Source organism: Citrobacter sp. wls716, assembly GCF_005280975.1.
GTDB lineage: Bacteria > Pseudomonadota > Gammaproteobacteria > Enterobacterales > Enterobacteriaceae > Citrobacter > Citrobacter youngae.
Map to the genome: position 1 here is coordinate 267,391 of NZ_SZWX01000057.1, position 22,018 is coordinate 289,408.

General features: G+C 53.6%; 21 protein-coding genes. 10 read left to right on the forward strand and 11 right to left on the reverse strand.

What is annotated here, in order from left to right; genetic code table 11:
* The first annotated feature begins 4 nt into the window (after positions 1-4).
* Positions 5-367 carry a protein YacL gene (gene yacL / locus FDX24_RS23020; protein WP_048212673.1) on the forward strand — a complete coding sequence of 121 codons (363 nt, stop codon included), beginning with the start codon at positions 5-7 and terminating at the stop codon, positions 365-367.
* A gap of 106 nt (positions 368-473) precedes the next feature.
* On the opposite strand, the gene FDX24_RS23025 is transcribed toward yacL, so the two are convergent.
* Positions 474-821, reverse strand: a complete 348-nt coding sequence (locus FDX24_RS23025) for a YacC family pilotin-like protein (RefSeq protein WP_003018667.1) — start codon at positions 819-821, stop codon at positions 474-476.
* 153 nt (positions 822-974) lie between these two features.
* Here FDX24_RS23025 and cueO point away from each other — a divergent pair, with 153 nt between their 5' ends.
* From cueO to hpt, 3 genes are all read left to right on the forward strand, one after another.
* Complete coding sequence (cueO, locus tag FDX24_RS23030; protein ID WP_137364997.1) at positions 975-2,594, forward strand: multicopper oxidase CueO; 1,620 nt, start codon at positions 975-977, stop codon at positions 2,592-2,594.
* A 154-nt stretch (positions 2,595-2,748) separates the two neighbouring features.
* Positions 2,749-4,404: a methyl-accepting chemotaxis protein gene (locus tag FDX24_RS23035; protein WP_061067262.1), complete on the forward strand. Its 1,656-nt coding sequence runs from the start codon at positions 2,749-2,751 to the stop codon at positions 4,402-4,404.
* Positions 4,405-4,682: 278 nt separating this feature from the next.
* Complete coding sequence (hpt, locus tag FDX24_RS23040) at positions 4,683-5,219, forward strand: hypoxanthine phosphoribosyltransferase (RefSeq protein ID WP_003018658.1); 537 nt, start codon at positions 4,683-4,685, stop codon at positions 5,217-5,219.
* Positions 5,220-5,312: 93 nt separating this feature from the next.
* On the opposite strand, the gene can is transcribed toward hpt, so the two are convergent.
* Complete coding sequence (gene can / locus FDX24_RS23045) at positions 5,313-5,975, reverse strand: carbonate dehydratase (protein WP_008786227.1); 663 nt, start codon at positions 5,973-5,975, stop codon at positions 5,313-5,315.
* A 108-nt stretch (positions 5,976-6,083) separates the two neighbouring features.
* Between can and FDX24_RS23050 the strand changes: the two genes are divergently transcribed.
* The 4 genes from FDX24_RS23050 to FDX24_RS23065 all read left to right on the forward strand — a co-directional run bounded on the left by FDX24_RS23050 (position 6,084) and on the right by FDX24_RS23065 (position 9,610).
* Complete coding sequence (locus FDX24_RS23050; RefSeq protein ID WP_048212670.1) at positions 6,084-7,010, forward strand: ABC transporter ATP-binding protein; 927 nt, start codon at positions 6,084-6,086, stop codon at positions 7,008-7,010.
* A complete protein-coding gene (locus FDX24_RS23055) occupies positions 7,007-7,777 on the forward strand; it encodes an ABC transporter permease (protein ID WP_137364998.1) in 771 nt (256 codons plus the stop codon). Before FDX24_RS23050 ends, FDX24_RS23055 begins: the two co-directional genes overlap by 4 nt.
* 101 nt (positions 7,778-7,878) lie before the next feature.
* Complete coding sequence (locus FDX24_RS23060; RefSeq protein ID WP_048212669.1) at positions 7,879-8,319, forward strand: PTS sugar transporter subunit IIA; 441 nt, start codon at positions 7,879-7,881, stop codon at positions 8,317-8,319.
* A gap of 61 nt (positions 8,320-8,380) precedes the next feature.
* Entirely contained in the window at positions 8,381-9,610 is a 1,230-nt protein-coding gene (locus FDX24_RS23065) for a polysaccharide deacetylase family protein (protein ID WP_137364999.1), read from the forward strand.
* 5 nt (positions 9,611-9,615) lie between these two features.
* On the opposite strand, the gene panD is transcribed toward FDX24_RS23065, so the two are convergent.
* From panD to thpR, 9 genes are all read right to left on the reverse strand, one after another.
* Positions 9,616-9,996 (reverse strand): aspartate 1-decarboxylase, encoded by a 381-nt coding sequence (gene panD, locus FDX24_RS23070; RefSeq protein ID WP_000621526.1) that lies wholly within the window; start codon positions 9,994-9,996, stop codon positions 9,616-9,618.
* Positions 9,997-10,090: 94 nt separating this feature from the next.
* Positions 10,091-10,945 carry a pantoate--beta-alanine ligase gene (gene panC, locus FDX24_RS23075; RefSeq protein WP_048212667.1) on the reverse strand — a complete coding sequence of 285 codons (855 nt, stop codon included), beginning with the start codon at positions 10,943-10,945 and terminating at the stop codon, positions 10,091-10,093.
* 9 nt (positions 10,946-10,954) lie between these two features.
* Positions 10,955-11,746: a 3-methyl-2-oxobutanoate hydroxymethyltransferase gene (gene panB / locus FDX24_RS23080; protein ID WP_048212666.1), complete on the reverse strand. Its 792-nt coding sequence runs from the start codon at positions 11,744-11,746 to the stop codon at positions 10,955-10,957.
* A gap of 120 nt (positions 11,747-11,866) precedes the next feature.
* Positions 11,867-12,346, reverse strand: coding sequence for a 2-amino-4-hydroxy-6-hydroxymethyldihydropteridine diphosphokinase (gene folK, locus FDX24_RS23085; protein ID WP_048212665.1), 480 nt, complete (start codon positions 12,344-12,346; stop codon positions 11,867-11,869).
* A complete protein-coding gene (gene pcnB, locus FDX24_RS23090; RefSeq protein WP_204266837.1) occupies positions 12,343-13,737 on the reverse strand; it encodes a polynucleotide adenylyltransferase PcnB in 1,395 nt (464 codons plus the stop codon). Before pcnB ends, folK begins: the two co-directional genes overlap by 4 nt.
* Positions 13,738-13,808: 71 nt before the next feature.
* Positions 13,809-14,705, reverse strand: coding sequence for a tRNA glutamyl-Q(34) synthetase GluQRS (gene gluQRS / locus FDX24_RS23095; protein WP_137365000.1), 897 nt, complete (start codon positions 14,703-14,705; stop codon positions 13,809-13,811).
* A gap of 96 nt (positions 14,706-14,801) precedes the next feature.
* Positions 14,802-15,257, reverse strand: a complete 456-nt coding sequence (dksA, locus tag FDX24_RS23100; RefSeq protein WP_003829221.1) for an RNA polymerase-binding protein DksA — start codon at positions 15,255-15,257, stop codon at positions 14,802-14,804.
* Between the two features lie 177 nt (positions 15,258-15,434).
* Positions 15,435-16,139: a DNA/RNA nuclease SfsA gene (sfsA, locus tag FDX24_RS23105; protein ID WP_137365001.1), complete on the reverse strand. Its 705-nt coding sequence runs from the start codon at positions 16,137-16,139 to the stop codon at positions 15,435-15,437.
* Positions 16,140-16,154: 15 nt separating this feature from the next.
* Complete coding sequence (thpR, locus tag FDX24_RS23110; protein ID WP_048212662.1) at positions 16,155-16,685, reverse strand: RNA 2',3'-cyclic phosphodiesterase; 531 nt, start codon at positions 16,683-16,685, stop codon at positions 16,155-16,157.
* Between the two features lie 73 nt (positions 16,686-16,758).
* Here thpR and hrpB point away from each other — a divergent pair, with 73 nt between their 5' ends.
* Together hrpB and mrcB are read left to right on the forward strand one after the other, a co-directional pair.
* Positions 16,759-19,188: an ATP-dependent helicase HrpB gene (hrpB, locus tag FDX24_RS23115; protein WP_137365002.1), complete on the forward strand. Its 2,430-nt coding sequence runs from the start codon at positions 16,759-16,761 to the stop codon at positions 19,186-19,188.
* A gap of 80 nt (positions 19,189-19,268) precedes the next feature.
* Positions 19,269-21,803 (forward strand): bifunctional glycosyl transferase/transpeptidase, encoded by a 2,535-nt coding sequence (mrcB, locus tag FDX24_RS23120; RefSeq protein WP_048212660.1) that lies wholly within the window; start codon positions 19,269-19,271, stop codon positions 21,801-21,803.
* Positions 21,804-22,018 lie beyond the last annotated feature (215 nt).

Genomic DNA, 22,018 nt, shown 5'->3' on the forward strand with positions numbered 1-22,018 from the left:
CATTATGGATTACGAATTTCTGCGCGATATTACCGGAGTGGTAAAGGTGCGTATGTCCATGGGCCACGAAGTGGTGGGGCACTGGTTTAATGAAGAAGTGAAAGATAACCTGGCCTTACTTGATGAAGTGGAACAGGCGGCGCGTGCGGTAAAAGGCAGTGAACGTTCCTGGCAGCGAGCAGGGCATGAATACACGCTCTGGCTGGATGGCGAAGAGGTTATGGTTCGCGCCAATCAACTGGAGTTCACGGGCGATGAAATGGAAGAAGGAATGAATTACTACGACGAAGAGAGTTTATCTCTGTGCGGCGTTGAAGATTTCTTGCAGGTGGTTGCCGCGTATCGTGAATTTGTGCAACAGCGTTAATTCGCACTCGGCTCTGCCGGGGGGCGCTGCGTTTACCCGGACTGGCGCAACGATGTCATTCCCGGTTCGTAGGCCCGATAAACGTAGCGCCATCGGGCACGGTGCCTTATTTAACGTAAGCCAACAGGCTTAAGGAGTCGCGCGCCAGCGCTTTGCATTTCTTTGCCGTAGGGATGCCGATACCGCTGAGATCGCGATAGCTGTCTTCACCGAGTGCTTTCATATTGAAGGTGTCGTAGTTACTGAGGTCCCACTGGTTCTGTTGAGCAAAAAAGACCAGTGCGCGACGTATCTGCCCGTTGGGCAAATTCTGGTATCCACAGTCATTTTTCAGAAAAACAAAAACTGCCGTTAAATCGGCCATATCTTCGGCTTCGGACTCACTCAGCGCATAGCTGTTTGCGCATACGGCCATCAGGCTGCCGAACAAAACTGTTCTGAAAAACGTCTTCATTGCTTCTACCACTGCATCACGGAAATTAAACGTTAGCATACTGCGAGCGAAGCGACGACCTTTATTATCAGCCGTTCACTTGACCTTCCCGTAGGGGGAGGGCTTATGCTTAAAAGATAGCCTGCTTAAGCTGCTGAATATAAGGAAATGAATATGCAACGTCGTGACTTTTTAAAGTATTCCGTGGCGCTGGGCGTCGCGTCAGCTTTACCTTTGTGGAGCCGCACCGCTTTTGCGACTGACCGTCCTGCGTTACCCATTCCAGACCTGTTAACTGCGGATGCTTCTAATCGCATACAACTGATTGTGAAAGCCGGGCAGTCGACGTTTGCGGGGAAAACCGCCACCACCTGGGGATATAACGGTAACCTGCTCGGACCCGCAGTAAAACTGAATACAGGTCAGGCGGTGAGCGTGGATATTCATAATCAGCTGGCCGAAGAGACGACGTTGCACTGGCATGGGCTGGAAATCCCTGGAGAAGTCGATGGCGGGCCGCAAGGTGTTATTCCGGCGGGCGGGAAGCGTTCAGTGACCTTTACCCCCGCGCAACGGGCTGCAACCTGTTGGTTCCATCCGCATCAACACGGGAAAACCGGACGTCAGGTTGCGATGGGCCTGGCTGGGTTGGTACTGATTGAAGATGACGAGATCCGCAAACTATTGCTACCGAAGCAGTGGGGTATCGACGATGTGCCGGTGATTATTCAGGACAAACAGTTTTCCGCTGACGGACAAATTAATTATCAGTTGGATATGATGACCGCCGCCGTCGGTTGGTTTGGCGATACGCTGCTAACCAATGGGACGATTTACCCACAACATGCCGCGCCTCGCGGCTGGTTGCGCTTGCGTCTGCTGAATGGCTGTAACGCACGCTCACTGAATATCGCGGCCAGCGATAACCGTCCCCTGTACGTGATTGCCAGTGATGGTGGATTGTTAGCTGAGCCGGTAAAAGTGACCGAACTACCGATGCTGATGGGTGAGCGTTTTGAAGTATTGGTGGATGTGAGCGACGGAAAAGCTTTCGATCTGGTCACATTGCCTGTCAGTCAGATGGGGATGGCGATCGCGCCATTTGATAAGCCACATCCGGTGATGCGCGTTCAGCCGCTGCTGATTACCGCCTCCGGCACGCTGCCGGATACACTGACAGCTATGCCGGCGCTGCCGTCGCTTGATGGGGTGACGGTACGCAAACTGCAGCTGTCTATGGATCCGATGCTCGACATGATGGGCATGCAAATGCTGATGAAGAAATACGGCGGGCAGGCCATGGCAGGGATGGATCATGGGCAGATGATGGGCCATATGAATAACGACAATATGGGCCACGGAAACATGGATCATGACAATATGAACCACGGTGAGATGGGGAATATGCAGCATGGCGGCATGGGCAACATGAAGCAGGATGGCACATTCGATTTCCATAATGCCAACCGGATTAACGGGCTGGCGTTTGATATGAATAAACCGATGTTTGCCGCGACGAAAGGCCAGCATGAACGCTGGGTCATTTCTGGTCAGGGCGACATGATGCTGCACCCGTTCCACATTCACGGCACGCAGTTCCGCATTTTGTCTGAAAATGGCAAAGCGCCTGCTGCGCACCGTACGGGATGGAAAGACACTGTGCGGGTAGAGGGCGGCGTCAGCGAGGTACTGGTGAAGTTTGACCACGATGCGCCGAAAGAACATGCCTATATGGCGCACTGCCATCTGCTGGAGCACGAAGACACCGGCATGATGCTCGGTTTTACGGTTTAAACAACGACGTCTCTGCGCTTGCCCGGCCTGCAGGATATTTCTTGTCGGCTGGGTAAGGCACATCCCCTGCATATTCTGCCATTGAACATAAAGTAATCGCCTTTGGGGCCGATAATCATCACATACCCAATGTGAGTTCAATGGATGAAAAAACGTGATTAAAAATATTCGTGTTATTACCGGTATTCTGCTGGTTCTCGCCATTTTCTGTTTACTGCAGGCCGTTACGGGAAGCCTGTTTTACTCTGCGGTAAACAATGACAGGCATAATTTCCAGAACTCAGGCACCCTCAACGCTCAGCAAGAAAATCTGAGTGACAGCGTCAATACGTTGATTAAAACCCGTGTTACGGTGACGCGCGTCGCCATCCGCTTTTTAAAAAATCAGCGCGATCCCGCCTCGTTGGCCGCTATCAACACGCTGCTCAATACCGCCAGTGATTCAATGAAGAAGGCCGAAGGCTATTTCGCCCAGTATCAGGGATTACCGCAGGTGACAGGGCAAGATCCGCAGATCGCCAGTGAAATGGAAAAGCAGTATCGCCAGATGCACGAAGTGATGAAATTATCGATTGAGTATCTGCGAGCGAATAACTATCAGGCTTATGGCGATCTTGATGCCCAGAAAGCGCAGGATGAGATGGAAACGAGCTATGAGCACTGGCGAAACGAGAATAATGCGCTGCTGCAGCATGCTGCTGCGGAGAATCAGCTCAGTTTTTCCCGTATGCAGTGGACACTGGGAGGCATCGTTCTGGTTGTGCTGATCGTTCTGGGCATGATCTGGAGCGGGTTGCAACACATCCTGCTTAAACCGCTGGCGCAGATTATGGAGCATATTCGCGTCATTACCGGTGGAGACTTAACCCATAAGCTCAATGTTGAAGGTCGCAACGAAATGGGCCGACTGGCGATGGGGTTGGAAGAGATGCAACAGTCGCTGATTTCGACAGTCACTGCCGTACGCAATAGCTCGGAGTCAATTCATACCGGGGCCGCTGAAATATCCTCGGGCAACAACGACCTTTCTTCGCGCACCGAGCAGCAGGCGGCCTCGCTTGAGGAAACGGCCGCCAGCATGGAGCAGTTGACCGCGACAGTGAAGCAGAATACGGACAATGCGAAACAGGCAACCCAATTGGCGAAAAACGCCTCTGATACTGCCGCTCGCGGTGGTCGTGTTGTTGATACCGTTGTGCATACGATGAGTGAAATAGCGGACAGCTCGCAGCAAATCGCGCAGATCACGAACGTTATCGACAGTATTGCCTTCCAGACCAACATTCTGGCGCTGAACGCCGCGGTAGAAGCGGCCAGAGCCGGAGAGCAGGGGCGCGGTTTTGCGGTTGTGGCAGGTGAAGTCCGGACTCTGGCAAGCCGTAGTGCCCAGGCAGCAAAAGAGATCAAAGCGCTGATTGATAATTCAACCCACTGTGTAGGCATGGGATCGCAGCAGGTTTCGGATGCCGGTAAAACCATGGCAGAAATTGTCGCGGCGGTGACCCGTGTGACCGATATCATGGGCGAAATTGCGTCTGCTTCTGAAGAGCAGAGTCGGGGGATTGAACAGGTTAGCCTCGCGGTTTCGCAGATGGACAGCGTGACCCAGCAAAACGCCGCGCTGGTGGAGGAGTCTGCGGCGGCGGCGGCCTCTCTGGAGCAACAGGCCGAGCAGTTGCGGCAGGCCGTTGCGGTATTTCGTATTACCCGCGAGAAGGCGGTGAGTGGGGCTCGAAAACCACTGCAGGACGCTCCGCGCCAGGATCGCGTTGTCTCTACTACCCAGGATCAACATTGGGAAACGTTCTGACCTGAAAAAGTCCGATTTTGCTCACGCTAAAAGCCGGGTTCGTTGCCCGGCTTTCGTGTATTCAGAGCGCGTTAAAATGCGTGCGCAGGCTCTCTGAGTAACTATCAGAGGAATGCGGTCTCTTTGCTGGTATACTTCATCCACTGAATTGTTTGTATGCTGTCGCAAGTTTTGTGGTTAGTGCGAGCCACCGTCTCTTTGGCGGTGTATCAAGGTAAGTGCTTTCTTTCGATTTGCATGATGTGTTAACTGATAAAAATCAGTGAGTTATTTCTTTTATGAAACATACTGTAGAAGTCATGATCCCGGAAGCGGAGATCAAAGCGCGTATTGCCGAACTGGGACGTCAGATTAACGAGCGTTACAAGGACAGCGGCAGTGATATGGTGCTGGTAGGCCTGTTACGCGGTTCATTTATGTTTATGGCTGACCTGTGCCGTGAAGTGCATGTCTCCCACGAAGTCGATTTCATGACCGCCTCCAGCTACGGCAGCGGAATGTCCACCACGCGTGATGTTAAAATCCTCAAAGACCTGGATGAAGACATTCGTGGCAAAGACGTGCTGATTGTTGAGGACATCATCGACTCCGGCAACACGCTGTCAAAAGTGCGTGAAATCCTGAGCCTGCGTGAACCTAAATCTCTGGCGATTTGTACGTTGCTGGATAAACCTTCTCGCCGTGAAGTGAACGTACCGGTCGAGTTTATCGGTTTTTCCATTCCAGATGAGTTCGTTGTTGGCTACGGCATTGACTATGCACAACGTTATCGCCATCTGCCGTATGTTGGCAAAGTGGTGTTGCTGGACGAGTAATGGGCTGGAGCGCCTGATGGCGCTTCGCTTATCAGGCCTACGGCGCTGAGTTGTAGGCCGGGTAAGGCGTAACCGCCACCCGGCAATATCACCTTACTTATGGTTGCTGTGCTTCTGGCTGAGGTTCGACAACCCCTGTCGGTAGCGTTGCTCCAGTGTTTCGCGGCTGGTAGCCGTGACGTCCAGATCGCGCAGCAGACCATCATGAATACCGTAAGCCCAGCCGTGAATTGTCACTTTCTGACCGCGTTTCCAGGCTGAACGCATAATGGTTGAGTGGCCCAGGTTATAGACCTGCTCCATAACATTCAGTTCGCACAGGGTGTCCATGCGACGTTCCTGCGGCATTTCGCCCAGCAGTGAGCTGTGTTTAAACCAGATATCGCGGATATGCAGCAACCAGTTATCAATCAGCCCCTGTTCTTTATTTTCAATAGCCGCCTGGACGCCGCCGCAACCATAGTGGCCACAAATAATAATGTGTTCCACTTCCAGCACATCCACCGCATACTGAACCACTGAGAGACAGTTCAGGTCGGTGTGAATGACCAGATTAGCAACATTACGGTGAACAAACAGTTCACCCGGTTCAAGACCGGTTAAACGTTCAGCGGGAACGCGGCTATCGGAACATCCAATCCATAGAAAACGCGGATTCTGCGCATGCGTCAGCGTTTCAAAAAATCCGGGATCCTCTTCTATCAGCATCTTTGACCATAGTGCATTGTTGCTGATGAGTGTATCTATGTCTTTCATGGAGTTGTACAACCCGAAGCCAGATAAATTCGATGGGCTAATATAGGGTAACTCCGGCATTATTTAAACTATATATAAAATGTCAGAACGTAAGGTAAGTAAAAAACCATGACCATTGCTCTGGAACTTCAACAACTTAAAAAAACCTATCCTGGTGGCGTTCAGGCGTTGCGTGGCATAGATTTGCAAGTCGAAGCGGGTGATTTCTATGCGCTGCTAGGTCCCAATGGCGCGGGGAAGTCCACCACCATCGGTATTATCAGCTCGCTGGTGAATAAAACCTCCGGGCGGGTGAGCGTGTTCGGCTACGATCTCGATAAAGACACGGTTAACGCCAAGCGTCAGCTTGGGCTGGTGCCGCAGGAGTTCAACTTTAACCCGTTTGAAACCGTGCAGCAGATCGTGGTCAACCAGGCCGGTTACTACGGCGTAGAGTATAAAGAGGCGGTTAAACGCAGTGAAATTTATCTAAAACAACTCGACCTGTGGGAAAAACGTAACGAGCGTGCGCGCATGCTTTCCGGCGGGATGAAGCGCCGCCTGATGATTGCCCGTGCGCTGATGCACGAGCCAAAATTACTCATCCTTGATGAACCAACTGCCGGTGTTGATATTGAATTACGCCGCTCAATGTGGGGCTTTTTAAAGGATTTAAACGATAAAGGTACGACGATTATTCTAACCACCCACTACCTTGAAGAAGCGGAAATGCTGTGTCGCAATATCGGCATTATTCAGCACGGCGAGCTGGTGGAAAACACCTCGATGAAAAATCTGCTCTCTAAGCTCAAATCTGAGACGTTTATTCTCGATCTGGCGGCGAAAAGCCCGCTGCCGAAACTGGAAGGCTATCAATACCGCCTGGTTGATACCTCCACGCTGGAAGTTGAAGTTCTGCGCGAACAGGGGGTGAACAGCGTGTTCTCGCAGCTGAGCGCTCAGGGTATTCAGGTATTGAGTATGCGGAACAAGGCGAACCGGCTGGAAGAGCTGTTTGTTTCTCTGGTTCATGAAAAACAAGGAGATCGCGCATGATGCAGCTTTACTGGGTCGCGCTGAAAAGCATCTGGGCGAAAGAGATCCACCGCTTTATGCGTATCTGGGTGCAAACCCTGGTGCCGCCCGTTATCACCATGACGCTCTATTTTATTATCTTTGGTAATTTGATTGGCTCACGGATCGGTGAAATGCACGGTTTTAGCTACATGCAGTTTATCGTGCCGGGGCTTATCATGATGGCGGTGATTACCAACTCGTACGCTAATGTGGCGTCGTCGTTCTTTAGCGCCAAGTTTCAGCGCAACATTGAAGAACTGTTGGTTGCACCGGTACCGACGCACGTAATCATCGCCGGTTTTGTCGGCGGTGGCGTGGCTCGCGGTCTGTGTGTGGGCATTCTGGTCACTGCTATCTCACTGTTCTTCGTGCCGTTCCAGGTGCACTCCTGGGTCTTCGTGGCGCTGACGCTGGTGCTGACGGCGGTGCTGTTTTCGCTGGCGGGCTTGCTGAACGCGGTTTTCGCCAAAACCTTTGACGATATCAGTCTGATCCCGACCTTCGTGTTAACGCCGCTGACCTATCTGGGGGGCGTTTTCTACTCGTTAACGCTGTTACCGCCGTTCTGGCAGGGACTGTCGCACCTGAACCCGATTGTCTACATGATTAGCGGGTTCCGCTACGGTTTCCTCGGCATTCACGATGTGCCGCTGGTGACGACCTTCTGTGTGCTGGTGGTGTTTATCGCCGCGTTTTATTTACTGTGCTGGTATCTGATTCAGCGCGGGCGCGGACTGCGCAGCTAACCTCTTTTCCTCTCCCTGAACGGGAGAGGAAACTTTTGATGTTTATCACCCTTACATATTTATCACCCTGATAAACTACTTGCCTGCTAAGGAGGTAGGCGATGCTAGGTTGGGTAATTACCTGTCATGACGATAAGGCACAGGATATGCTGCAGCGTCTGGAAAAAAAGCACGGCCCTTTGGTCCAGTGTCAGGCGGTGAGTTTTTGGCGAGGTCTCAGCTCGAACATGCTAAGCCGTATGATGTGCCATGCCCTGCATGCCACAGACTCAGGCGAGGGCGTGATATTCCTGACCGATATGGCCGGGGCTGCGCCTTACCGCGTGGCTTCGTTAATGAGCCATAAACATCCCCAGTGTGAAGTCATTTCTGGTATCAGCTATTCATTACTTGAGCGAATGATTTCGTCGCGGGAATCAATGAGCAGTTCTGCGTTCCGCGATTGCATCGTTGCGCTTGGCGGGCCTGAAGTCTCCAGTCTCTGGCATCAGCAACAAAAAAATCCCCCCTTCGTGTTGAAGCATGATTTGTATGAGTATTAATCATTGGTATTGATGGTGCTTTTGCTACAATAGCCGGGGTTTCTCGCCTCGGTTATCTCATATGGTTATGCGCCTTCTGCTTGTTTTATTGCTCCTGTTCTCTGGCAGCGTTGCTGCGGCGTTGCCTGCTCGTTATATGCAAACGACCGAAGCGGCTGCCGTGTGGGCGCAGATTGGTAATAAGATGGTGACGGTCGGGAATATTCGCGCCGGGCAAATCCTCGCCGTTGAGCCCATTGAGGCAGATTATTACGAATTCCCCTTTGGCTTTGGTACCGGGTTTATCGATAAGGGACACCTGGAGCCTGTTCAGGGCCGGCAGAAGGTTGACGATGGTTTAGGCGACCTCAACAAGCCGCTCAGCAATCAAAGCCTGGTAACCTGGAAAGACACGCCCGTTTATAATGCTCCGGATGTCGGTAGCGCCCCGTTTGGCGTACTGGCGGACAACCTGCGCTATCCCATCATTAGTAAGCTCAAAGACCGACTTAATCAGACCTGGTTTCAGATCCGCATTGGTGGCAGGCTGGCCTATATCAGTGCGCTGGATGCGCAGGAAGACCACGGTATTCCCGTGTTGACCTACCATCATATTCTGCGTGATGAAGAGAATACCCGTTTTCGCCACACCTCCACGACGACTTCTGTGCGTGCGTTCAGTAACCAGATGGCCTGGCTCCAGGATCGTGGTTACACCACGTTGACGATGTATCAACTGGAAGGCTACGTGCAGAATAAAATGAACCTGCCTGCACGGGCGGTGGTGCTGACTTTTGATGATGGTCTCAAGTCGGTGAGTCGTTATGCTTATCCGATTCTGAAGCAGCACGGCATGAAGGCAACAGCGTTTATCATCTCCTCACGCATCAAGCGGCACCCGCAGAAGTGGGATCCGAAATCGCTGCAGTTTATGAGCATCTCTGAACTGAATGAGATCCGGGACGTGTTCGACTTCCAGTCGCACACCCATTTTTTACATTGGGTTGATGCGAATCGCCGGCCGATCCTGCTGAGTCGCAGCTATCACAATATTTTGTTCGATTTCGCCCGTTCGCGCCGGGCACTGTCCCAGTTTAACCCTCACGTCCTGTATCTTTCGTACCCGTTTGGCGGTTATAACGCCACGGCGGTAAAAGCAGCAGGCGACGCGGGATTCCACATGGCGGTCACCACGGTGAGAGGGAAGGTTAAGCCGGGAGATAATCCGTTCTTATTGAAAAGACTTTATATTTTAAGAACGGATTCGCTGGAGACGATGTCGCGGCTGATAAGCAACCAGCCGCAGGGGTAAGGCTATCAGGCAACCTGTACCGGAATAGCTTTCGCGGTACGCTTCATTTCGTTGTCGCCTTCAAAGTAAGCCACTTTCGGGCGCCATGTACGGGCTTCTTCATCAGACATGGTGACGAAGCTGGCGATAATCACAATGTCGCCAACCTCTGCACAATGCGCTGCCGCACCGTTCACCGAGATGATTCTGGAGCCGCGTTCAGCCGCAATTGCATAGGTTGAGAAACGTTTCCCATTCGTCACGTTCCAGATATCAATAGCTTCATTTTCCAGAATACCGGAGGCATCAAGGAAATCCTGGTCGATGGCGCAGGAGCCTTCATAGTGCAGGTCCGCCTGCGTGACTTTTACACGGTGGAGCTTGCCTTGCAGCATGGTGCGAATCATAACTTCTATACCCTGTCGTTTACCTTGACTAAGCAGGTGCTACTGACCTGCTTTGAGAATTTTCAGGCAGTATTGCCTGATTTTTAACCCCTGTCTACTGGGCTAATGTAACGCTTTGATTATCGATCAGACGAGCCTGACCCAGCCAGGCGGCAACCAGAATCACTGCGCGTTTACTGCTTTCAGTCAGTTCAAGCAGCGTGTCGGCGTCGCGGATCTGAATGTCGTCGGCGCGGAAGCCTTTTTCATTCAGCTCGTGTTCAGCAATGGCGATAATCTCTTCCAGATCGCGTTCCCCAGCCTGTAATTTTTCGCCAATGCGGCTCATCACTTTGTACAAGCCAGGGGCGACTTTACGCTGCTCTGCCGTGAGATAGCCGTTACGCGAGCTTAGGGCTAAGCCGTCTTTGGCGCGAATAATCGGTACGCCGACGATCTCAATGTCATAACCCATATCCGCCACCATTTTGCGGATCAGCGCCAGTTGCTGGAAATCCTTCTCGCCAAAGCAGGCGATATCTGGCTGGATCAAATTAAACAGCTTGCTGACGATAGTGGAAACACCACGGAAGTGGCCCGGACGGCTGGCGCCTTCAAGCATGGTAGACAGTCCCGGAACATCAACATAGGTATGACCTTCCGTGCCCTGCGGATAGATTTCTTTCTCTGATGGCGCAAAGACGATATCGACTTTGCGTTTGTTCAGCTTTTCGCAATCTTCCTGCAGCGTGCGTGGATAGCGCGCCAGGTCTTCCAGACGGTCAAACTGCATTGGGTTGACAAAAATACTGACGATCACCACATCAGCCTGAGCCTTTGCTTCATCAACCAGCTTCATATGGCCGTCGTGCAGGTTGCCCATTGTCGGAACCAGCGCGACGCGTTTGCCTTCCTGACGCAGACGACGAATGTGCTGGCGCAGCAGCGGCAGAGTTTCAATAATTAACACTTGGACTCCTTAATGGAAACTGTGTTCTTCACCCGGATAGACGCCGGATTCAACCTCAGCAATATACTGCCGTACTGCGGCGCGCATGTCGCCCGCTTCAGCGAGGAAATTTTTGGCAAATTTAGGGATATGGCCGCCGGTAATGCCAAATGCATCGTGCATGACGAGGATTTGTCCATCAGTGACGTTACCTGCGCCAATACCGATAACCGGAATCGACAACGCATCGGTGACGCGCTTCGCCAGCTCAACCGGTACGCATTCCAGCACCAGCAACTGAGCGCCAGCCGCTTCCAGCGCCAGCGCGTCGTCGAGCAGCGTTTGCCCGGCATCACCACGGCCTTGCACCTTATAGCCACCATAAATGTTGACGGACTGCGGGGTCAGCCCCAGATGACCGCACACCGGGACCGCGCGTTCGGTGAGCATTTTCACCGTATCGACCAGCCACGCACCGCCTTCTACCTTGACCATGTTGGCGCCCGCACGCATAACCACCGCGGCATTTGCAAAGGTTTGTTCTGGCGTAGCGTAGGCCATAAACGGGAGATCGGAAAGCAGCAGGCAGTTGGGTGCCCCGCGACGCACGGCGCGGGTGTGGTAGGCGATATCTTCAACGGTGACGGGGAGGGTAGAATCATGGCCCTGAACGGTCATGCCCAGCGAGTCGCCAACCAGCATCACATTGATACCTTCGTCGGCAAAGAGTTTCGCGAAGCTGTAGTCGTAAGCCGTAATCGTCGCGAAGCGTTTCTTCTCTTGCTTGTATTTTTGCAGCAATGAGATTGTTGTCGGTTTCATAACATTTCCTGATGGTGAAAGTCATATTTAACGGCATTCTAGCAGTCACATTCAGGGGGGCAATTGATTTAAGCAATCGTTTGGCGCGAAAGCAGTAAACGCTAAAGGGAAAGGATTACTTTACCAGTGTGCAGGTTTTGCAGCACCGAGTTGGGCGAGGTGTTGATGTAGGCTGGTTCCGTCCGGGAAGCTCAGTTCAGGCGCAATTTCATACAGCGGCCACAGCATGAAGCCGCGGTTCTTCATGTCGTAGTGCGGCACGGTCAGACGTTCGGTGTTAATCACTTCATCGCCAAACAGCATGATGTCGAGGTCCAGCGTACGCGGGCCCCAGCGTTCAGCTTTACGTACGCGACCCTGCTGTAGCTCAATGCGTTGGGTGTGATTAAGCAGTTCCTCGGGCGCGAGAGTCGTTTCCAGCGCCACGGCCGCGTTCAGGTAGTCTGGCTGATCCTGTGGGCCTAACGGCGGCGTACGGTAAAACGAGGAAACGGCGACGATGCGGCTGTCGGGAATGTCGCCGATCGCTTGCACGGCAGCATTAACCTGCTCCAGAGGTGAGGCTAAATTGCTGCCGAGCGCAATATAAGCGAGGGTCACGCGGAACCTTCGCGACGTGGCGCACGTTTGCGCGGACGACGATGGCGGCGGCGTTCTGGTTCTTCGTCGAGTTCGTTCAGCATGCCTTTTTGTTCCGGCGGCGCGGAAACCTGGAATTCGCCCCACCACTGCGCCAGACGCTGCAGTTCGGCGTTATTTTCCACTTCGGCACGCAGGGCCAACAAGTCGTAGGCAGCGCGGAATTTTGGATGCTCCATCAGCTTCCAGGCGCGTTTGCCCTGACGACGGGACATGCGTAACTGAAGCTGCCAGATATCACGGGTGAGCGACGTCAGACGCTTAGGAATAGCCAGCGAGCGGCAGGCTTCGTCCAGTACATCGTTCATCGCCAGTGCGAAAGCGTCGTAATAGGCCAGACCGCTTTCCTGTGCGATTTTCTGCGCTGCTTCCAGTAACGGGTACCAGAACATCGCCGCAAACAAGAATGCCGGATTCACGCGCATATCATTGTGGATACGGGTGTCGGTATTCTTTAGTACCTGGGCAATGATGCGTTCCATCGCGCTGTCACCATCTTCGGTGAAATAGCGGGTGATGGTTGGGAACAGCGGCTGGAACAGGCTGTACTCACGCAGTTTTTTATAGGTTTCATACCCGTAGCCCGCCTGTAACAGTTTGAGCGCTTCTTCAAACAGGCGTGCGGGGGGAATATCGTTAAGCAGCGTTGCCAGACGTGGGATCGGCTCTGCGGTTTCCGGGCTGATACGCATGTCGAGTTTGGCGGCAAAGCGCACGGCACGCAGCATACGTACAGGATCTTCGCGGTAGCGCGTTTCCGGATTACCAATCAGGCGGATGACGCCATCTTCGAGATCCTGCATGCCTCCGACGTAATCACGCACGGTGAAATCGGCCACGCTGTAATACAGGCTGTTAATCGTGAAGTCGCGGCGCTGGGCATCTTCTTCGATGGAGCCGAAGATGTTGTCACGCAGCAGCATACCGTTTTGCCCGCGCTGTGACGTGGTGCGATCGGACTCACTGCCTTCATGGTGTCCACGAAAGGTCGCAACTTCGATAATTTCCGGGCCAAACATGACATGGGCCAGACGGAATCGACGCCCAACCAGGCGACAGTTACGAAACAGTTTTCGCACCTGATCTGGCGTTGCATTGGTGGTGACATCAAAATCTTTCGGCTTTTTGCCCAGCAAAAGATCGCGTACGCCACCGCCTACCAGCCATGCCTCGTATCCGGCCTTATTGAGCCTGTACATTACCTTCAGGGCATTTTCACTGATATCTTTGCGGGAGATAGAGTGCTGCTCACGCGGGATTACCGTCATATGCGGACGGGCGACGGCAAGCTCGGCCTCGCGCTCCTCACGGCTTAGCACCTTGCGGCAAAAATTAGCGACTCGGGTAAAAATAGTGCACCTCGGTAGTGTCAAACTTCAGTCAGAACAAGTGTTGCTGTGTAAAAATCGCGGCTAATCATAGCTCAGCATGAGTCATTTGAGAATGCCGGATTTACATTCACTGAACCCGGCACAGTCGTAAGCGTCCAATTTTGCACCGCAGTTTGCAGTAATTCTTCCACACTCAGCGCTTGCCACGGTATTACAGTGTTCTGGCCGAGGAAGCGCAACGCGTTAATGAGAACCGGGCGTGGATCGCCTTGCGGCAGGGCAGGCGCATGATTCTGTTTAGAAAGTTTAGCGCCTTGCTCGTTGAGCGCCAACGGCAGATGAATATAGTCCGGTACTTGCCAACCGAACTGCTGATACAACGAAATTTGGCGTACAGTCGGTTCGATGAGATCCGCGCCGCGTACAATCTCTGTTACTCCCTGGAAGTGGTCATCAACCACTACTGCAAGGTTATAAGCAAACAGTCCGTCGCGTCGGTGGATAATAAAGTCTTCCCGTGCAAGCTCTGGGTCGGTGTGAATATTGCCGCGCAGCAGGTCGTTAAAGTGTAAAACGGGATGCTGTTGCTTGATGCGTACCGCTGCATTTTCCGGCCCGTGGCGTAACGCACGGCAATGACCGTCGTAAATCCCGCCAATACTCTGAATACGGGCGCGTGTGCAGGTACAGTAGTAACTTAAATCTTGTTGTTGTAACCAGGACAGTGCCTCACGGTAGGCGTCATGGCGTTGCGACTGCCACATGATTTCGCCATCCCAGAGCAGGCCGTAATGTTCCAGCTGACGCAGAATCGTCTCTGCAGCACCGGGAACTTCACGAGGGGGATCGATATCTTCAATGCGTACCCGCCAGATTCCGCGCTGTGCACGGGCCTGTAGATAACTGCCGAGGGCGGCTACCAGGGAACCAAAATGCAGTTCACCGGAAGGTGAAGGGGCAAAACGGCCAATGTAGGGTTTGTCTGTCATGTCGATGGATAATATAAAAGAATAAGGCGGGAGAAACTCCCGCCCAGGTACTGTCGGATTAGCGTGATGCTACCCGGCATGCAACAGTCTACGGGATTAACCCGCCATCTGTTTTTCGCGAATTTCTGCCAGCGTTTTGCAGTCGATGCACAGATCGGCTGTTGGACGGGCTTCCAGACGACGAATACCAATTTCTACGCCGCATGATTCGCAGTAGCCGAAATCTTCGTCTTCTACTTTCTTCAGTGTCTTCTCGATCTTTTTGATCAGTTTGCGCTCACGGTCACGGTTACGCAGCTCAAGGCTGAATTCTTCTTCCTGTGCGGCACGGTCAACCGGATCAGGGAAGTTAGCCGCTTCGTCCTGCATATGAGTCACAGTGCGATCGACTTCATCCCTGAGTTGATTACGCCATGCTTCAAGAATACGCCTGAAGTGCGACAGCTGGGCTTCGTTCATATACTCTTCGCCCGGTTTCTCCTGGTACGGCTCCACCCCAGCGATGGCGAGAATACTCAGGGACGATGTTTTACGGTTTTGCCCTTCTTGCATGTTGCTTCTCCTTAACACGCACTATCGATCCCCATGTTCGGGGGAAAAATCAGGTCGCTATAAATAGCAGATGCTTTTCCGGATAGCAATTATCTATACGTAACACTTGACAACCCTGTGAGGAAAAGCGTATTTGCGCACGCGGCCAGAATATTAATTAACCCGTTGTTTACACCATTACAAGGCAATGGGCAACGACTCTTTAAGAGTCATACCATGGGCAGAAAGTTCCGCTTTATAAACCAGAATTTCGACCCCCTTTAGCTGTGCTTCGACTAATAACTGCGCATATTTTGCATCGATATGGCGCGCGGGTGAAAACCGTGTAATGGCTGAATGTAGTACCGCGAAAAATATGACGGCACGTTTACCTTCAGCCGCTACGCTCATCAATTCCCGAAGATGTTTCTGACCTCGTTCAGTTATGGCATCGGGAAAATAACCATACTCTTTTTCCGCCAACGTGACTGATTTTACTTCAATATAGCAGTCAGTCCGGGAATCTGCCTGTAACAAAAAATCAATACGGCTGCCTTCTGCGCCGTATTTTACTTCACTTTTCAACACGCTGTAGCCAGAAAGCTCCGCAATGAGTTCATTCTGAATAGCCTCTTTCGTTAAGCGATTGGCCCATAGCGTGTTAACACAAATAAATGCATCAGATGCGGTTTGCGTTAATTCCCAGGTATGTGGATATTTCCGCTTAATATTTTCTGATGTTGAATACCAGACGGTATCACCCGGGGTTGCGCATCCGGTCATTGCTCCGGTATTTGGGCAGTGTAGCGTCAAGGTTGTGCCATCCGGTGTGATCACATCCGCTAAAAAACGTTTATAGCGCTGAATTAGCGTAGCGCGTTGTAAAGGGGGAGAAAATTGCATGAATAATACCCTTGATTATTTGCTCAGCACCCAGCGTTGCAAGGTTGAATAGCGAGTGCGTCCTCGCTCAAATGACGAGGCATAAAGCGCAAACTCCGTAACCGGAAATGACCAGCAAAAACCGGGTGGCGGGATGGCGACTGCATGACTGGCATCGCGCAAGAGCGTGATATGCGGGTGAAAGGGCTGTGGGCTCTGGTAGCATCCGCTGCGTGCGGCCTGTGCTCGCAGCATATTGGCCAGTTGCAATAACCCGCGTGGCGGCTGACGCATTCCCAGCCACACAACCCGCGAACGCAGCCATTGCCCTGCATCGTCCAGCCTGAGCGTGAACGCCGGCTGGCGAATGCGTCCAGCCAGTTGTGATAGCGCCTGCTGTTTCTCGGCACTCACATTCCCTAAAAAAGCCAGCGTCAGGTGCAGATTGTCTGCGGCGACCGGACGGCCCGCCTCTGGCGGAAATTGTGCGGCTCGCCAGTGGATGAGCTGCTCCCGAACCTCAGCAGGCAATTCAATGGCAAAGAACAGCCGTTTCGGCTCAGACATGATGGATACTCGGTTATGAATTAACGCGATGCTACAATGCAGCGCGAAGAATGTTAACCCTCTGGAGTCATTTGTGACGTCGTTGCCCGTTGCCGCCATAGTGCCTGAACTGCTTACCGCCCTTGATGCTTCACCGCAGGTCCTGCTGACCGCGCCGACCGGTGCCGGGAAATCGACCTGGCTGCCGCTACAGCTTCTGGCGCATCAGGGGATATCGGGGCGCATTATCCTGCTGGAACCGCGTCGCCTGGCGGCTCGCAATGTGGCACAACGACTGGCGGAGTCGCTGAACGAAAAGCCCGGCGAAACCGTGGGCTATCGCATGCGTGCGCAAAGCTGCGTGGGGCCGCAAACCCGGCTTGAAGTGGTCACGGAAGGTGTGCTCACACGCATGATCCAACGTGATCCAGAATTGCAGGGCGTTGGTCTGGTGATCCTTGATGAATTTCACGAGCGCAGCCTGCAGGCGGATCTGGCACTGGCGCTGCTGTTGGACGTACAGCAAGGCTTGCGGGACGATTTAAAACTGCTGATTATGTCAGCCACACTGGACAACGGGCGTTTGCAGCAGCTGTTGCCTGACGCGCCTACCCTTGTTTCCGAAGGACGTGCGTTTCCTGTTGAACGGCGCTACCAGCCGCTGGCGACGCATTTACGTTTTGATGAGGCGGTTGCTATTGCCACCGCGGAGTTGCTACGTAACGAGAGTGGCTCGTTGCTGCTGTTTTTACCGGGTGTAGGGGAAATTCAGCGCGTGCAGGAACAGCTGGCAGGCCGCGTGGGTAGCGATATTCTGTTGTGTCCGCTGTACGGCGCATTGACGCTGGCCGAGCAGCGCCTGGCGATTTTGCCCGCGCCGCAAGGTAAGCGCAAAGTGGTGCTGGCGACCAATATTGCCGAAACCAGCTTAACGATTGAAGGCATCCGGCTGGTGGTGGACTGCGCCCAGGAACGCGTGGCGCGCTATGACGCGCGCACCGGTTTAACGCGGTTGATTACCCAGCGCATCAGCCAGGCATCGATGACCCAGCGAGCCGGGCGTGCAGGTCGTCTGGAGCCCGGTATCTGTCTGCATCTGCTTGCCAAAGAGCAGGCGGAAAGAGCGGCGGCGCAGGGAGAGCCTGAGATATTACAGAGCGATCTGTCCGGTCTGCTGATGGAACTGTTGCAATGGGGATGCACCGATCCTGCACAGTTGAACTGGCTGGATACGCCGCCCGCTATCAACCTGCAGGCGGCAAAACGGCTGTTACAGATGCTGGGTGCGTTGGAGGGCAACAGGCTAAGTGCCACGGGGCAGAAAATGGCGGCGTTGGGTAATGATCCCCGTTTAGCGGCTATGCTGGTTAGCACCAACAATGATAACGAAGCGGCAACGGCGGCGAAACTGGCCGCGATTCTGGAAGAGCCGCCGCGCGGTGGCAGTACCGATTTAGCCGTCGCATTTTCACGAAATCAGCCCGCCTGGCAACTGCGTAGCCAGCAGCTATTGAAGCGCCTGAATGTGCGGGGAGGCCAGCCCGATAGCGAACGGTTAGCACTTTTACTGGCGCAGGCCTTTGCCGACAGGATCGCGCGCCGTCGCGGGTTGGATGGACGTTATCAACTGGCCAACGGGATGGGGGCGATGCTGGATTCCGATGACGCCCTTGGACGCCATGAGTGGTTGATTGCGCCGTTGTTATTGCAAGGAAGCGCGTCACCGGATGCGCGTATTTTACTGGCCTTGCCGCTGGATATTGAAGCGTTGATGCAGACGTGTCCTGAACTGCTGCAACAGTCCGATACCATCGAATGGGATGAAGCCCAGGGAACGTTAAAAGCACTGCGCCTCACGCGGATAGGCCAGTTGACGCTAAAAGTGCAGCCGTTGGCTAAACCTTCGGAAGACGAGTTGCATCAGGCGATGCTGAATGGTATTCGCGATAAAGGGCTAAGTGTGCTCAACTGGACGCCGGAGGCTGAACAGTTTCGGCTGCGCCTGCATTGCGCGGCAAACTGGTTGCCGGAGTACGACTGGCCTGCGGTAGATGAGGATTCTCTTCTGGCGGCGCTGGAGAGCTGGCTATTGCCGCATATGAGCGGTGTGCACTCTTTACGCGCGCTCAAAGCATTAAATGTGGCTCAGGCATTGCGCGGTTTGCTGGACTGGTCAATGCTGCAACGTCTGGATAGTGAACTGCCTGCGCATTACACTGTGCCGACGGGAAGCCGGATAGCCATCCGCTATCACGAGGATAATCCCCCGGTGTTGGCGGTCAGGATGCAGGAAATGTTTGGCGAAGCGAATACGCCAACCATCGCGGGGGGGCGTGTGCCGTTGGTGCTGGAGCTGCTTTCTCCGGCCCAGCGACCGCTACAGGTCACCAGCGATCTGAGCGCATTCTGGAAAGGATCGTACCGTGAGGTACAAAAAGAGATGAAAGGGCGTTATCCCAAACACGTCTGGCCGGACGATCCGGCGAATACCGCGCCAACGCGGCGCACCAAAAAGTATTCATAAATTGAGAGATTTCTTCTTCTGTCGCCTGACGGAAGAACAGAGAATCGGGCCTTTGCGCCTGAATGTTGCGGAGAAAAAGCATGGCGGGGAATGACCGCGAGCCAATTGGACGTAAAGGGAAACCGTCACGTCCGGTGAAACAAAAGGTGAGCCGTCGTCAACTCAGAGATGACGAGTATGACGACGATTATGATGATGACTATGAGGATGAAGAACCGATGCCGCGTAAGGGTAAGGGCAAAGGGCGTAAGCCTCGTGGTAAGCGTGGCTGGTTCTGGCTGCTGGTAAAACTGTCGATCGTCTTTTTGGTGCTGATCGCGATATATGGCGTGTACCTGGACCAAAAAATCCGTAGCCGCATTGATGGCAAAGTCTGGCAACTGCCTGCGGCTGTTTATGGCCGGATGGTTAACCTTGAGCCAGAAATGCCCATCGGCAAGAACGAGATGGTGAAACTGCTGGAGGCGACACAGTACCGTCAGGTGACGAAAATGACGCGCCCGGGCGAATTTACCGTGCAGGCGAAGAGCATTGAGATGATCCGCCGTCCGTTTGATTTCCCGGACAGTAAAGAAGGGCAGGTGCGTGCGCGTCTGACCTTTGATGGCGATCATCTGGATACTATTGAGAATATGGATAACAACCGCCAGTTCGGTTTCTTCCGTCTCGATCCGCGTTTGATCACCATGCTGTCTTCCCCTAACGGTGAGCAGCGTCTGTTCGTTCCGCGTAGCGGCTTCCCGGATTTGTTGGTAGATACGCTTCTGGCGACCGAAGACCGCCATTTCTATGAGCACGACGGCATCAGCCTCTATTCCATTGGACGTGCGGTGCTGGCGAATCTGACGGCCGGTCGTACGGTACAGGGGGCCAGTACGCTGACACAGCAACTGGTGAAAAACCTGTTCCTGTCCAGCGAGCGCTCGTACTGGCGTAAAGCGAACGAAGCCTATATGGCGCTGATCATGGATGCGCGCTACAGCAAAGACCGCATTCTTGAGCTGTACATGAACGAAGTTTATCTCGGTCAAAGCGGCGATAATGAAATTCGCGGCTTCCCGCTGGCGAGCCTCTATTATTTCGGTCGTCCGGTGGAAGAACTGAGTCTCGACCAGCAGGCGTTGCTGGTGGGGATGGTTAAAGGGGCGTCAATCTACAACCCATGGCGTAATCCGAAGCTGGCGCTGGAGCGTCGTAATCTGGTGCTGCGCCTGCTGCAACAGCAGCAGATTATCGATCAGGACCTGTATGACATGCTGAGCGCGCGCCCGTTAGGCGTGCAGCCGCGTGGCGGGGTGATTTCACCACAACCAGCGTTTATGCAGATGGTACGCCAGGAGCTACAGGCGAAGCTGGGCGATAAAGTCAAAGATCTCTCCGGTGTGAAAATTTTCACCACCTTTGATTCCGTGGCACAGGATGCGGCAGAAAAAGCGGCGGTGGAAGGCATTCCGGTGCTGAAGAAACAGCGCAAGCTGAGCGATCTGGAAACCGCGATTGTGGTCGTTGACCGCTTTAGCGGCGAGGTTCGTGCGATGGTCGGCGGCGCAGAGCCGCAGTTTGCGGGCTATAACCGCGCGATGCAGGCCCGTCGTTCCATCGGTTCTCTGGCAAAACCGGCAACCTATCTGACGGCGCTGAGCCAGCCGAAGCTGTATCGCCTGAATACCTGGATCGCCGATGCGCCGATTGCGCTGCGCCAGCCGAACGGTCAGGTGTGGTCACCTCAGAACGATGACCGTCGCTATAGCGAAAGCGGTAAAGTAATGCTGGTGGATGCGTTAACGCGTTCAATGAACGTCCCGACCGTCAATCTGGGGATGGCGCTGGGCCTGCCCGCGGTTACCGAGACCTGGACGAAACTGGGCGCCCCGAAAGATCAGCTCAATCCGGTTCCGGCGATGCTGCTGGGGGCGTTGAACCTGACGCCAATTGAAGTGGCACAGGCGTTCCAGACCATCGCCAGCGGGGGTAACCGTGCGCCATTATCAGCACTGCGTTCGGTCATTGCTGAAGATGGGACCGTGCTGTATCAAAGCTTCCCGCAGGCAGAGCGCGCAGTGCCTGCACAGGCGGCATATATGACGCTGTGGACCATGCAACAGGTGGTTCAACGCGGTACGGGTCGCCAGCTTGGCGCGAAGTACCCAGGGCTGCATCTGGCAGGGAAAACCGGGACCACCAACAACAACGTGGATACCTGGTTTGCCGGTATCGACGGCAGCCAGGTGACGATTACCTGGGTAGGCCGCGATAACAACCAGCCAACCAAGTTGTACGGCGCCAGCGGCGCGATGTCGATTTATCAGCGTTATCTGGCGAACCAAACGCCAACACCGCTGGTGCTGACGCCGCCGGAAGATGTTGTTGATATGGGTGTAGATTACGACGGTAACTTTGTGTGCAGTGGTGGTATGCGTACGCTGCCAGTGTGGACTACCGATCCGGATTCGTTGTGTCAGCAAGGTGAGATGCAGCAGCAGTCAGGTAATCCGTTCGATCAATCAACGCAGTCGCAGCCTCAACAGCAGCAGCAACAACAGCCGCCGCAGCAGGAGAAGAAAGACAGCGACGGCGTCGCAGGTTGGATCAAGGATATGTTTGGCAGCAACTAATGCCTACCTCAAAACCCGCTCCGGCGGGTTTTTCTTTTGACGCCATTCGGTTTTGTTTTGCCTGATGGCGCTGCGCTTATCAGGCCTACGGAATTTGAGCAGCCGTGTCGCTATCCGGTACGTCTTCCGTTAAAACATTTCAGCTTAATTTATTAACCCTTTCTTTTCATCTGGTTATTTCTTAACCCCTTAGTTTTAGTAGGGGCGCGTAGTGC